Here is an 11,860-nt window from a genome sequence, read left to right on the forward strand (position 1 = left end):
AGACATGAACCGGCTGACTCTGCTGCTCCTCACGTCCCTGGCCCCCATCTCCTGGGGCACGACCTACCTCGTGACGACCGAGATGCTGCCCGCCGGTCATCCGCTGCTGGCAGGTCTCCTCCGATCGCTCCCCGCGGGTCTCGTGGCTCTCGGTCTGGGCCGCGCGCTGCCGCCTCGAGGCTGGTGGCTGAAGTCGCTGGCTCTCGGCATCCTCAACATCGGAGCGTTCTTCCCGCTGCTGTTCCTGGCCGCAGAGCGTCTGCCCGGCGGCGTCGCAGCAGCAGTCGCCGGCGTGCAGCCGCTGATCATCCTCTGTCTGGGGGCGCTCATGCTCCGCGACAGGATCCGCCCTCTGACGGCAGCCGCCGCCGCAGTCGGTGCCGGCGGTGTCGCTCTCGTGGTGCTGGGCCCGGCCGCGGAGCTCGACACCGTCGGCATCATCGCAGCGGTCGGCGGCGTCACCGCTACGGCTCTCGGGATGATCCTCACCAAGCGCTGGGGGCGCCCCGCCGGTGTCGGGCCGGTCGCGTACGCGGGCTGGCAGCTGACGGCTGGCGGGTTGTTCCTGCTGCCATTGACACTCGTCTTCGAGGGGTTCCCTCCCTCCATCGACGGCGGCGCGATACTCGGCTACCTCTGGCTCGGCGCGGTCGGCGGTCTCATCGCGTACACGCTGTGGTTCCGCGGCATCCAGGAGCTGCCCGTCATCGCCCCGGGCCTGCTCGCCCTGCTCTCCCCCGTCGTCGCGACGACACTGGGAACGCTGCTCGCCGGCGAGACGTTCGCCCCGGTCCAGGCGCTCGGACTCTCCCTCGTTCTGAGCGCGCTCGTCACCGGGCAGCTCGCTGCGCTGCGGAAGCCTCGCAGAGAGGTCGCTCCATCGACGCGGGGGCCGCTCGCGGCGGCGCGGCGATGAGTCCGGTCAGCTCTTGCCGAACAGCTTCTGGATCTCGGCGAGGTCGGCTTCACTCGGCGCCTTGGTGCCGCCGAGACCGAAACCGGAGCCGGTCGGGGCGGCCGCGGAGGTGATTCCCGCGTTCTCGGCTGCGCGCTTGGCGGGGTTGCCCGAGCGGGAACCGCCCGAGGACTTGCCCTTCTTGCCGCGCTTCGACGACGCACCAGGCTTGCCCATTCCGGGCATGGAACCCATTCCCGGGATGTTCGGAGTGCCGCCGCGTGCGACGGTCTTCATCATCTTGGCCGCCTGATCGAAGCGCTGGACGAGCTGGTTGACGTCCGTGACGGTCATTCCCGAACCGCGCGCGATGCGCAGACGACGCGAACCGTTGAGCACCTTCGGGTTGCGTCGTTCGCCCGGTGTCATGGACCGGATGATCGCCTCGGTGCGATCGATCTCGCGCTCGTCGAAGTCCTCGAGCTGCTGCTTCATCTGCCCCATGCCGGGGAGCATCCCCAGCATCTTCTTCATCGAGCCCATCTTCTTCATCTGCTGAAGCTGGTCGAGGAAGTCTTCGAGGGTGAACTGCTCGGTCGCGAGCTTCTCGGCCATCTTGACGGCCTCTTCCTCATCGAAGGCCTGCTGGGCCTGCTCGATGAGGGTGAGGATGTCGCCGAGGTCGAGGATGCGACTGGCCATGCGATCGGGGTGGAACGGCTCGAGGTCTTCGAGTCGCTCGCCGGTGGACGCGAAGATGATGGGGCGGCCGGTGACGGAGGCGACGGAGAGCGCCGCACCACCGCGGGCGTCACCGTCGAGCTTCGTCAGGACGACACCGGTGAAGTCGACGCCCTCTTGGAAGGCCTTCGCCGTGTTGACGGCGTCCTGGCCGATCATGGCGTCGATGACGAACAGGACCTCATCCGGGTCCGTCGCCTTGCGGATGTCGGATGCCTGCTTCATCAGGTCGGCGTCGACGCCGAGGCGACCGGCCGTGTCGATGATGACCACGTCGTGCTGGTGGCGGCGCGCGTGCTCCACACCGTCGCGCGACACCTTGACGGGGTCACCGACTCCGTTGCCCGGCTCGGGCGCGTAGACGGTCGCGCCGGCCTGCTGCGCGACGACCTGGAGCTGGTTCACCGCATTCGGACGCTGCAGGTCGGCCGCGACGAGAAGGGGCGTGTGCCCCTCGCTCTCGAGCTGCTTCGCGAGCTTGCCGGCGAAGGTGGTCTTGCCCGAGCCCTGGAGGCCGGCGAGCATGATGACGGTCGGCGCGGTCTTGGCGAACTGCAGACGACGCTGCTCACCGCCGAGGATCTGCACCAGCTCCTCGTTGACGATCTGCACGACCTGCTGCGCGGGGTTCAGCGCCTTGCTGACCTCATCGCCGAGGGCGCGCTCGCGCACCTTCGCGGTGAACTCCTTGACGACCGCCAGTGCGACGTCGGCGTCGAGCAGCGCGCGACGGATCTCGCGCACAGTGCCGTCGACGTCGGCCGCGGTGAGCTTTCCCTTCGTGCGAAGGTTGCGGAAGGTCTCGGTGAGCCGATCGGAGAGCGTGCCAAAGGTAGCCATGGTGACACCGAGTTTACGCGAATCCGGCACCGTTCTCCGCGTTCGGAGCCGCGCCGACCGCGAGCTCGGCCCGGAGCAGTTCTCTCGCGCGCGCGTAACGGCCGCGTGCGGTGGACGAAGGGATGCCGAGAAGCTCCGCCGCATGCACGAGAGACAGTCGATCCCAGTGCACGAGCCGCACGATCTCCGCAAGGTCGGGATCGAGCCGTGCGATCGCGTCACGCACCTCCAGCCCCTCGTCAGCGGCAGGTGAGCTGTGATGCTCCTGCCCCTGCAGCCGAAGCCGATCCGCGAGCGCCCACCGTCTCCGCTGCCCCCTGTCGTGGTTGGCGAGCGTGCCTCGTGCGATGCCGAAGACCCACATCCGCGCGCGTTCCGGTTCATCGGGAAGGTCGGATGACCGACGCCACGCGATCACCATGGTCTCCCCGAGGAGGTCGGCGGCGTCGTCGGGGCCCGCCCGACGCGAGAGGTAGGCGAGCAGGTCGGTCGCGCTCTCCTCCAGCACCCGGGTCAGGGCTGCGTCGCGGCTCATTCCCCGTCCCCCCAGTCCTCGCCGTCGCAGTGCACCTGACTGTGCGATTCGGTGCCCCCGAGCGCCTCGCTGGCGAAGCCGTTCGCAGCGAGCTCCGCGTGCACCAGCTCGTCGACGGCCTGTGTGTGCGCCGTCCAGGCATCGAGATCGGCTTGCCGAGGGTCGGGATCGACCGCAGGGTCGCCGGCACGACTCTCCTCCAGCTCGTGGAGGATCCCCGGAACGAGAGGCGCGGCGGCCGCTTCGACATCCGTGCTCGCGAACCAGTCGTCGACGATGCGATTGACCTCGTCGTTCGTGAACATGTCGTGCGTGTCGAGCGCGCTGAATCGCAGTTCGCACTGTCCCCAGGTCGGCGAGGTGTAGCTGTAGGTCCGATCCGGATCCTCGAGGCCCGGGCTCCAGAGCCAATCCGATGACGCCGCGGCCACACCAGCGCCGCCGACGAGGAAGAGCGCCAGCGCCGCGGTCAGCACGGCTCTCCGACGTCCGCGACGAGGTGGCTGCGTCTCCTCGCGCGCTGCGAGGATCATGGCCCGGATGTCTCCGGGTTCCGGTCTCGCCGTAGCCGGTGCGGAACAGTCGAGCATCTCGTCGAGCGGGTCGGTGGCCATCATGTCTCCTCGGTCGGGAAAGGGGTCTCTCATTCCTGACCTGTCCGGCTCGCGCGGTTTCGTCCGCGGGGAGATCAGGTTTCCGTGCCGCCCCACGGCAATCGGCCGATCGCCCGCACAGCGTCGGCGAATCGGTCCCCCACGGAACCTCGTCCTGCACCGCTCTCCGCCCACGCTCGCACGGCGGCGACCACGGCGGCGGCCCAGGTGGCCGCGGCGATGTCCGCGGTGAGAGCGGTGACCCCCGAACGGCGAGCGAGATCGGCCAGCGCCGCCGCGAGGCGAGCCTGGCGAAGCGCGGCATCCTGCTCGAGTTCGTCGTCGAGCCCCATGGCCGACGAGTTCGTCATCGCGAGAGCCAGGCTGTCCGGTGCGAAGTCCTCGACGAGCTCCGAGAGAATGCGCCGCACATGCGTGCCGTCGCGGTCTTCGGGCACGACGACCAGGTCGTCGACCGCACGGCCGATGCGGTCGTCGAGGCCGGACCAGAGCACATCGCTCTTCGAGGAGAAGTAGTTGAAGAAGCTCGACCGGCTCACTCCGGCACGCTGGGTGATGTCGGCGACAGAGGTGGCGTCGTAGCCCCGCTCGAGGAAGAGCTCACAGGCGGCCTCCGCGAGGGTCTCGCGCGAAGAGGCCTTCGGGCGCCCTGCTCGGCTCGTGCTGCTCATGCAGACACGCTACCGCGCGTCGCTCCTGCGCGCCGCGACCGTCACGGAGGAGTATTCTTAGACGCAATCCATCAATTGATCGAGAGGGACGCCCATGCTCGACATCCTCACCCCCGGACTCGCTCCGAGCTTCGTCCCCTACCCCGCCGGGTGGGACCTGCAACGCAGCATCCACGCCGACGTCGTCGACGGCACTCGCCCGGACACGCTCATCCTGCTCGAGCACGAGGCGGTGTACACCGCCGGCAAGCGGACCGAGCCGCAGGAACGCCCGACGGACGGCACACCGGTGATCGACGTCGACCGCGGCGGCAAGATCACCTGGCACGGACCAGGGCAGCTGGTGGGCTACCCGATCGTCCGGCTGCCCGAGCCGATGGACGTCGTCGCGCATGTGCGTCGCCTCGAGCGCATCCTGATCGACGTGCTCCAGCCACTCGGCGTCGACGGATACCAGGTCGAGGGGCGCAGCGGGGTGTGGGTTCGCCGCCCCCTCTCTGAGGACAAGGTCGCGGCGATCGGGGTGCGCGTGCAGCAGGGAGTGACGATGCACGGCTTCGCCATCAACTGCGACAACAGCCTCGCAGGGTTCAGGGGCATCATCCCGTGCGGGATCACCGACGCCGGTGTCACCACCGTGAGCGAGGTCGTCGGAGCGGACGTCTCCCCCGCCGACATCGTCGACTCGGTGTCCGCCGCCTTCCTCGCCGAATACTCGACAGCCGCACACGCAGGAGCACACGCATGACCGCCGCACCAGAGGGACGCAAGCTCCTCCGCCTCGAGATCCGCAACGCCGAGACTCCCATCGAACGCAAACCGGAGTGGATCAAGACGAAGGCGAAGATGGGGCCCGAGTACACGGCGCTCCACTCGCTCGTCAAGAGCGAAGACCTTCACACCGTCTGCCAGGAGGCCGGCTGCCCCAACATCTTCGAGTGCTGGGAAGACCGGGAGGCGACCTTCCTCATCGGCGGATCGCAGTGCACCCGACGGTGCGACTTCTGCCAGATCGACACGGGCAAGCCCGATGCCTATGACACCGACGAGCCACGCCGTGTCGCCGAGAGCGTCGTGCGGATGAACCTCCGCTATGCGACGGTCACCAGCGTCGCACGAGACGATCTGCCCGACACCGGAGCCTGGCTCAACGCCGAGACGGTGCGGAAGATCCACGAGCTCAACCCGAACACCGGCGTCGAGCTGCTCGCCAACGAGCACAACGCCGACCCTGCCTTCCTCGGGCAGATCTTCGACGCCCGTCCCGAGGTCTTCGCGCACAACGTCGAGACCGTGCCGCGGATCTTCAAGCGCATCCGCCCGGCGTTCCGGTATGAGCGTTCGCTCGATGTGATCACCCAGGCGCGGGACGCAGGCCTCATCACCAAGTCCAACCTGATCCTGGGGATGGGCGAGGAACCTGAAGAGGTCGTCCAGGCGCTGAACGACCTGCACGACGCCGGCTGCGACATCATCACCATCACGCAGTATCTGCGCCCCTCTCCGCGACACCTGCCCGTGGCCCGGTGGGTCAAGCCTGCGGAGTTCGTCGAGTTCAAGGAGGAGGCGGAGCGGATCGGCTTCCTCGGCGTGCTCGCCGGGCCTCTTGTGCGCTCGTCGTACCGCGCCGGCCGGCTGTGGGCGCAGTCGATGGTCTCGAAGGGGCGCGAGATCCCACCGCACCTGGCGCACATCGCCGAGAGCGCGGATCTCGGCTTCGCTCAGGCGGTCTGAGCGATACCGAGGTGGTGAGCGTCAGTCGGCGCTCATCACCGACTGCACGCTGCCGTCGGAACCCAGGTTCACCAGCAGGACGTCGTCGGTGGTGGTCGCGTCGAGCGCGTACTCCAGCACCGCGAACGGCTCCGACCCGCCGTGTTCGTCGGCGAGGATCGTCATGCTCATGAGTCGCAGCGAGCGGATGATGTCGACGGCGGCGTCACCGCTGACGTCGACCAGCACCTCTTCGAGTTCGTCTCCGTAGGCCTCCTGCTGCTGCAGGATGTACTCGGTGACCTCGCTGGTGCGGTCATCGACCTCCGCGAGCATGCCCCGCCGGGACACATCGTCGACGTTCTCGATCCCCGCGATGAGCGAAGCGGCGATGTCGAGCGCGTCGGCAGAGACATCGTCCTGGTCAGGAGCGGTGAGATCGACGGTGACGCTCTGGTCACCGAGCTCCACCGTCTCAGACCAGAAGATCGAGCCGTCGGGCCCTGAGGACAGGAGTCCGAAGTAGTCGTGTTCGATCGCCATAACGCTATGAAACCAGCCTCGTGCTCGCGGCGGTAGTCCCGTGATCAGCCGACGAGCGACTTGACGAAGACATGGGGGGTGAAACCGGTCAGATCATCGATGCCCTCGCCCTGGCCGAGGAGCTTGACGGGGATGCCGGTGCGCTCCTGCACGGCGAGGACGAAGCCGCCCTTCGCCGAGCCGTCGAGCTTGGTCAGGACGAGTCCGGTGACACCTGCATGCTCGAGGAACGCCTCGGCCTGCATCACACCGTTCTGACCCGTGGTGGCGTCGAGGACGAGCAGGACCTCGCTGATGGGAGCCTGCTTCTCGATCACCCTGCGGATCTTCGAGAGCTCGTCCATGAGCCCTCCCTTCGTGTGCAGTCGGCCGGCCGTGTCGATGATCGCGATCTCGATGCCCTCGCGCTGGGCGAACTCGATGGTCTGGTAGGCCACGGATGCCGGATCCTGACCCTCTTGCTGGGGGCGGACGATCGCCGCTCCGCCGCGCTGTGCCCAGGTGGCCAGCTGATCGACGGCGGCCGCACGGAACGTATCGGCTGCTCCGACGACCACGCTGCGCTGGAACCCGCGAAGGAACTTGGTGAACTTGCCGATCGTGGTGGTCTTCCCGACGCCGTTGACGCCGACGACCAGAACGACCGCCGGCCGCTCGGTGAGCTTCAGGGTCGTGTCGAACTTCGCGAAGTGCTCCTCGAGCGTCTCGCGGAGCATCCGCTGGAGATCCTGCGGATCGGTCGTACGGTAGCGCTCGACCTTCTCACGAAGCTCTTCCACGACCCGCTCGCTGATGTCGGGGCCGAAGTCGGCAGTGAGGAGGGCCGTCTCGAGGTCCTCCCATGTCGTCTCGTCGATAGTGGGCTTGACGAACATCCCGCGCAGCGCACGAGTGAGGGACCACGACTTCTCCGCCATGACTCCAGCCTACGGGTAGCGCTGTCAGCCGGCCGCCGCGCGGTCGCCCACGCGCTGTCCGACGACCGCCGACACCCCGTCCTGACGCATCGAGACCCCGTAGAGCGCATCTGCGATCTCCATCGTGCGCTTCTGATGGGTGATGACGAGCAGCTGCGAGCTCTCGCGAAGCTGCTCGAACACGGTGAGCAGGCGGCCGAGGTTGGCGTCGTCGAGCGCCGCCTCGACCTCGTCGAGGATGTAGAACGGGCTCGGGCGGGCTTTGAAGATCGCGACCAGCAGAGCGACTGCAGCGAGGGAACGTTCACCGCCCGAGAGCAGTGACAGCCTCTCGATCTTCTTCCCGACCGGCCGTACAGAGACCTCGATGCCGGTCGTGAGCATGTTCTCGGGATCCGTGAGCGAGATGCTTCCGGTTCCGCCGGGGAACAGCAGAGGGAAGACCTCCCCGAACGCGACCCTCGTGTCTTCGAACGCGCTCGCGAAGATCGTCTGCATGCGCTCATCGAGGTCCGCGATGATCGTGCGCAGGTCCTGTCGCGTCTGCGTCAGGTCGGCGAGCTGCTCGGTGAGGAACGCGTGGCGCTGCTCGAGCGCCGCGAACTCCTCGAGCGCGAGCGGGTTGACCCGTCCGAGCTGAGCGAGCTTGCGTTCGGCCTCGGCGAGCCGTCGCTGCTGAATCCGCCGGTCGAACGGGATCGCCGTGTCGTCGAGCAGGTCGTCCTCAGCCTGGTCGGCTCCGGGATCACGGGGAACGAGCTGATCGGGGCCATATTCCGCTACGAGAATATCTTCGTCGAGCGCGAGCTCCGATGCCACGCGCTCGAGCAGACTGTTGAGGTGCAGCTTCTTCTCGTGGATCTGCAGTTCGAGGCCGTGCACGCTCTCGGTGAGCCCGGCGAGCCGCTCGCGCAAGGAGGTCTCCTGCGCTCGAAGAGCAGTGAGCTCCTGGTTCTGCGCCGATCGCGCGGCCTCGGCCTCGGCCAATGCGACGCGCGCCTCGGTGACCGACCGATCGATCGAGTCCAGGATGCGGGGCAGCTCCTGAGCCACTCCGGATGCCGCTTCGCGCTGTGCGCGTCGGATGACCGCCCGGCGCGCAGCCTCGGCTGCGGCGTCCCGCTCCTGCTCGCGTTGCCGTTCGAGTCCGGCGACGCGAGCCTGGGCAGCACGAACACGCTCACGAAGCGTCTCGATCTCCAGACGCGCTCGGACCTCACCTTCGCGCGCCGTCTCGAGCGCCTCGAGCAGACCGTCACGCGCCGACGCGTCCAGCACCGGCCGGGGGGCGGCGATGGCCGCATCCAACTCGGCCTTCGCCGCGTCGGCCTTCGCCTCAGCATCCTGCACCGCGCTCTGTGCCTGCGCGAGTCCTGATTCGAGCCGTTCGCACTCGGCGACAGCCGACTCGTGGGTGACCGTGACGCGGTTCACCTGTTCCGCGTGGGTCGCCAGCGCGGCGTCGTGCTCGCGCAGCGCCCGGAGCGCGTCCTTCGCCTGGCGACGTGATGTCTCCACGGCCTCGTTCGCGTCTGCGCGAGCCTCGCGCAGTGAATCGACGATGACCTGCACCTCTGCCAGGCGCTCGTTCGCCGCGTCCCGTTCGGCGGCGAGCTCGAGACGGGAGCGTTCGCCGCCGGATCCGGCGCGCAGCGTCTGCGCGGTGACGACATCGCCCGCCGTCGTGACGATCGTCGTGGTCGTATCGCCCGCGAGGTCGAGCGCGAGTCGTGCATTGCGCGCCGCGTCCAGGCTCGCGGCGATGACGACGTGCGACAGGATTCCGAGGACCCCGTCCGGAGCCGTGACCGTATCGATCGCGGGCGTCACGCCCTCGAGAGCGGGCAGCTCGATCGACGGACGCGCAGCATCGGCGACGACGAAATCCACCACTCCCCTGCGCTGGTCGGACGCGTCCTGTGCCAGCTCGAAGGCGTCGGAGGCCCTCTCGACGAGGACGCCCTCGGCCAGCGAACCCAGCACGGCTGCGATCGCGGCCTCGAACCCGTTTTTGACCTGCACCGAGTCACCCACGAGGCCACGAACACCCGTGGCTCCCGCCTTCACGATCTCGGCGGCGCCTCCTGAGATCGCGAGCGCGCTTCCGAGTGCCGCAGCCTTGGCCGTGAGAGCGTCGACCTCGCGCTCGGCCGCGTGCAGGCGCTCGCGGAGCGTCTCTCGCTCGGCCTCGGCCGCCGTCGCGGCACGCTGCGCGCTCTCATATGCGGCGGAGTGCTCTGCCGCCGTGCCCTCCGGCGCCTCCGCGTCGTCGATCGCCTCGAGGGCTTCGGCGGCGTCTCGGCGACGCGCGTTCGCCGCCTCGAGCGCGTTCTCCTGGCGCAGGACCGCACCGCGCACCGCAGCGAGGGCCGACGCGGCCGCATCCGCCGTGCCTCGCAACGAGCTGAGCCGCATGTCGTACTCCGACACGAGCGCGCTCTGCTCGGCGATGTCCACGTCGAGAGTGTCGAGCTCCGCCCGCGCATTCACCACCTCGCGGCTCGCCACGCTCGCCGCGTCCTGAGCGTCGCCGAGGCCGGCGGAGATCTCGGTGATCTCCGCCTTCGCCTCGTCGATCGTGGTCTGCGTGACAGTGATGGCCGTCACGGCAGCATCGTCTTCTTCCGAGCCGAGGAGCGCGAGTCGCTGATTGGCGAGGGTGTACAGCCCGCGCATCCGCTCCTGCACCTGCTCGAGACCGAAGGCCACGCCTCTCGCCTGATCGACCGCCGCCGAGTTCTGATCCTGCTCAAGGCGTGCGATGCTCGCCCGCACCGCCTCTGCCTGATCCGACAGCACGAGCCGTTCGGTGTGCCGCTCATGCTCGGTGCGCGTGTGATCGGCCAGCGCCGTGCGCAGCGCCACCACGTCATCCGCGAAGATCCGAGCCTTGGCATCACGCACGACCGCAGCGATCGTCTGCGCCTCGCGCGCGATCTCCGCCTGCCTGCCCAGGGGTTTCAGCTGGCGCCGGATCTCGCCGGCGAGATCGCTGAGACGCGTCAGGTTGGTCTCCATCGCATCGAGCTTGCGAAGGGTCTTCTCCTTGCGACGCCGATGCTTGAGGATGCCGGCCGCTTCCTCGATGAAGCCGCGCCGATCCTCCGGAGACGCCTGGAGCACCGTGTCCAGGCGCCCCTGCCCCACGATGACGTGCATCTCGCGTCCGAGACCGGAATCGCTGAGCAGTTCCTGAAGATCGAGCAGACGGCAGTTCTCGCCGTTGATGGCGTACTCGCTGGCGCCGTTGCGGAACAGCGTGCGACTGATGGTGACCTCGGCGAACTCGATCGGCAGGGCGCCGTCGCTGTTGTCGATCGTGAGCTGCACCTCGGCCCGACCGAGCGGCCCTCTCGTGGACGTGCCGGCGAAGATGACGTCCTCCATCTTGCCGCCGCGCAGAGTCTTCGCTCCCTGCTCACCCATCACCCAGGCGAGGGCATCGACGACGTTCGACTTGCCCGATCCGTTGGGACCCACGATGCAGGTGACGCCCGGTTCGAACACGAAACTGGTCGGCTGCGCGAAGGACTTGAACCCCTTGAGGGTCAGGCTCTTCAGATGCATGCGGCTACCGCGCTCTCCGGGTGATTCACGCCCATACGCTACCGGAATGACGGCTCAGAACCGGCATCCCGCGCGGGAGCGGAGCGAACGGGAATCGGCCGCGACACGCCGGGCCAGGCCGCGCATGCTTGACGGACACGCCCGGGTTTCGCTACGGTAACCTCCGGATCGCCACACGAAAAGGAGGTTACCGATGATCACTCAGCTCAACGCTCAGGCCACTGGCCTCGCCGCGCCATTCGCGCCGCGCCTTGCGCACTCGGTAACCACCGGCGTCCGTCTCGGCGCTCTCTCGTAGAACCGCAGCCCGAGAACTCTGCCCCCACTCACCCACCGGTCTCCGATCGGTGACGGGGCTTCTCGTTCGCGTGTCTCCGCGCCCCACCCTCTGATCCTTCTCGGATCACGGATCACCGCCGACCCCGGCGATCGCCTTCCGGCGCGCTGGGCTCTCGACTCTCGCCGCGCTCCGCCGGCCGTCTTCTCGGCGCGCCGCGACAGCGCTCTCCTCACCGAACACCACCACCCATCTCGAAGGAATCACCGTGAACACCACGCTGTATCGCAGCATCCCCCACCCTCCGGATACCGAGGACCAGCAGGTCCTTCACATTCCCGCACCTGATGAACTGCGGCGCCTGGCGCTGGCAGATCGTCTATCGCTCAGGATCGGCCTCTGGCTTCTCCAGCGGGCTCAGCGCCCTCGCCCGACGCACCGCGTCACCGCCCTCGAGGCGGACGCGCTGCATCTCGATCGGCGGACCCGCAGCGAGGGCGAGACATATGCCCTGCTCACGTACGACCTGCAGCGTCAGCTGCGCTGA

General features: G+C 68.2%; 11 protein-coding genes. 4 read left to right on the forward strand and 7 right to left on the reverse strand.

Annotated elements, in window-relative coordinates; translation table 11 throughout:
• Positions 1-4: 4 nt before the first annotated feature.
• Positions 5-916, forward strand: coding sequence for an EamA family transporter (locus OB895_RS03925; protein WP_311879218.1), 912 nt, complete (start codon positions 5-7; stop codon positions 914-916).
• A gap of 6 nt (positions 917-922) precedes the next feature.
• On the opposite strand, the gene ffh is transcribed toward OB895_RS03925, so the two are convergent.
• From ffh to OB895_RS03945, 4 genes are all read right to left on the reverse strand, one after another.
• Entirely contained in the window at positions 923-2,476 is a 1,554-nt protein-coding gene (gene ffh, locus OB895_RS03930; RefSeq protein WP_042541678.1) for a signal recognition particle protein, read from the reverse strand.
• 13 nt (positions 2,477-2,489) lie between these two features.
• Positions 2,490-3,011 carry an RNA polymerase sigma factor gene (locus tag OB895_RS03935; RefSeq protein ID WP_311879220.1) on the reverse strand — a complete coding sequence of 174 codons (522 nt, stop codon included), beginning with the start codon at positions 3,009-3,011 and terminating at the stop codon, positions 2,490-2,492.
• Positions 3,008-3,625: a hypothetical protein gene (locus tag OB895_RS03940; RefSeq protein ID WP_153302170.1), complete on the reverse strand. Its 618-nt coding sequence runs from the start codon at positions 3,623-3,625 to the stop codon at positions 3,008-3,010. The genes OB895_RS03935 and OB895_RS03940 overlap by 4 nt, the downstream gene beginning before the upstream one ends.
• Before the next feature lie 74 nt (positions 3,626-3,699).
• A complete protein-coding gene (locus OB895_RS03945) occupies positions 3,700-4,296 on the reverse strand; it encodes a TetR/AcrR family transcriptional regulator (RefSeq protein ID WP_042541681.1) in 597 nt (198 codons plus the stop codon).
• A gap of 94 nt (positions 4,297-4,390) precedes the next feature.
• Between OB895_RS03945 and lipB the strand changes: the two genes are divergently transcribed.
• Both lipB and lipA read left to right on the forward strand, forming a co-directional pair.
• Complete coding sequence (lipB, locus tag OB895_RS03950; protein WP_042541682.1) at positions 4,391-5,044, forward strand: lipoyl(octanoyl) transferase LipB; 654 nt, start codon at positions 4,391-4,393, stop codon at positions 5,042-5,044.
• Positions 5,041-6,030 (forward strand): lipoyl synthase, encoded by a 990-nt coding sequence (lipA, locus tag OB895_RS03955; RefSeq protein ID WP_042541683.1) that lies wholly within the window; start codon positions 5,041-5,043, stop codon positions 6,028-6,030. Before lipB ends, lipA begins: the two co-directional genes overlap by 4 nt.
• Before the next feature lie 21 nt (positions 6,031-6,051).
• Here the strand turns inward: lipA and OB895_RS03960 are convergent, their stop codons facing one another.
• From OB895_RS03960 to smc, 3 genes are read right to left on the reverse strand one after another with little or no spacing between them, the layout of a single operon-like run.
• Positions 6,052-6,552 carry a DUF2004 domain-containing protein gene (locus tag OB895_RS03960; RefSeq protein WP_042541684.1) on the reverse strand — a complete coding sequence of 167 codons (501 nt, stop codon included), beginning with the start codon at positions 6,550-6,552 and terminating at the stop codon, positions 6,052-6,054.
• A 44-nt stretch (positions 6,553-6,596) separates the two neighbouring features.
• Complete coding sequence (ftsY, locus tag OB895_RS03965) at positions 6,597-7,469, reverse strand: signal recognition particle-docking protein FtsY (RefSeq protein WP_042541685.1); 873 nt, start codon at positions 7,467-7,469, stop codon at positions 6,597-6,599.
• A gap of 24 nt (positions 7,470-7,493) precedes the next feature.
• Positions 7,494-11,036, reverse strand: coding sequence for a chromosome segregation protein SMC (gene smc, locus OB895_RS03970; protein ID WP_311879225.1), 3,543 nt, complete (start codon positions 11,034-11,036; stop codon positions 7,494-7,496).
• 545 nt (positions 11,037-11,581) lie between these two features.
• Between smc and OB895_RS03975 the strand changes: the two genes are divergently transcribed.
• Positions 11,582-11,860 carry a hypothetical protein gene (locus tag OB895_RS03975; RefSeq protein WP_042541687.1) on the forward strand — a complete coding sequence of 93 codons (279 nt, stop codon included), beginning with the start codon at positions 11,582-11,584 and terminating at the stop codon, positions 11,858-11,860.

It is taken from the genome of Microbacterium forte, from assembly GCF_031885415.1.
Taxonomy (GTDB): domain Bacteria; phylum Actinomycetota; class Actinomycetes; order Actinomycetales; family Microbacteriaceae; genus Microbacterium; species Microbacterium forte.

Excerpts from the sequence above, each read along its gene's own strand:
- lipA (WP_042541683.1), top strand. The coding sequence starts at position 5,041 with ATGACCGCCGCACCAGAGGGACGCAAGCTCCTCCGCCTCGAGATCCGC.
- lipB (WP_042541682.1), top strand. The coding sequence starts at position 4,391 with ATGCTCGACATCCTCACCCCCGGACTCGCTCCGAGCTTCGTCCCCTAC.
- smc (WP_311879225.1), bottom strand. The coding sequence starts at position 11,036 with ATGCATCTGAAGAGCCTGACCCTCAAGGGGTTCAAGTCCTTCGCGCAG.
- OB895_RS03945 (WP_042541681.1), bottom strand. The coding sequence starts at position 4,296 with ATGAGCAGCACGAGCCGAGCAGGGCGCCCGAAGGCCTCTTCGCGCGAG.
- OB895_RS03935 (WP_311879220.1), bottom strand. The coding sequence starts at position 3,011 with ATGAGCCGCGACGCAGCCCTGACCCGGGTGCTGGAGGAGAGCGCGACC.
- OB895_RS03925 (WP_311879218.1), top strand. The coding sequence starts at position 5 with ATGAACCGGCTGACTCTGCTGCTCCTCACGTCCCTGGCCCCCATCTCC.
- OB895_RS03940 (WP_153302170.1), bottom strand. The coding sequence starts at position 3,625 with ATGGCCACCGACCCGCTCGACGAGATGCTCGACTGTTCCGCACCGGCT.
- ffh (WP_042541678.1), bottom strand. The coding sequence starts at position 2,476 with ATGGCTACCTTTGGCACGCTCTCCGATCGGCTCACCGAGACCTTCCGC.
- OB895_RS03960 (WP_042541684.1), bottom strand. The coding sequence starts at position 6,552 with ATGGCGATCGAACACGACTACTTCGGACTCCTGTCCTCAGGGCCCGAC.
- ftsY (WP_042541685.1), bottom strand. The coding sequence starts at position 7,469 with ATGGCGGAGAAGTCGTGGTCCCTCACTCGTGCGCTGCGCGGGATGTTC.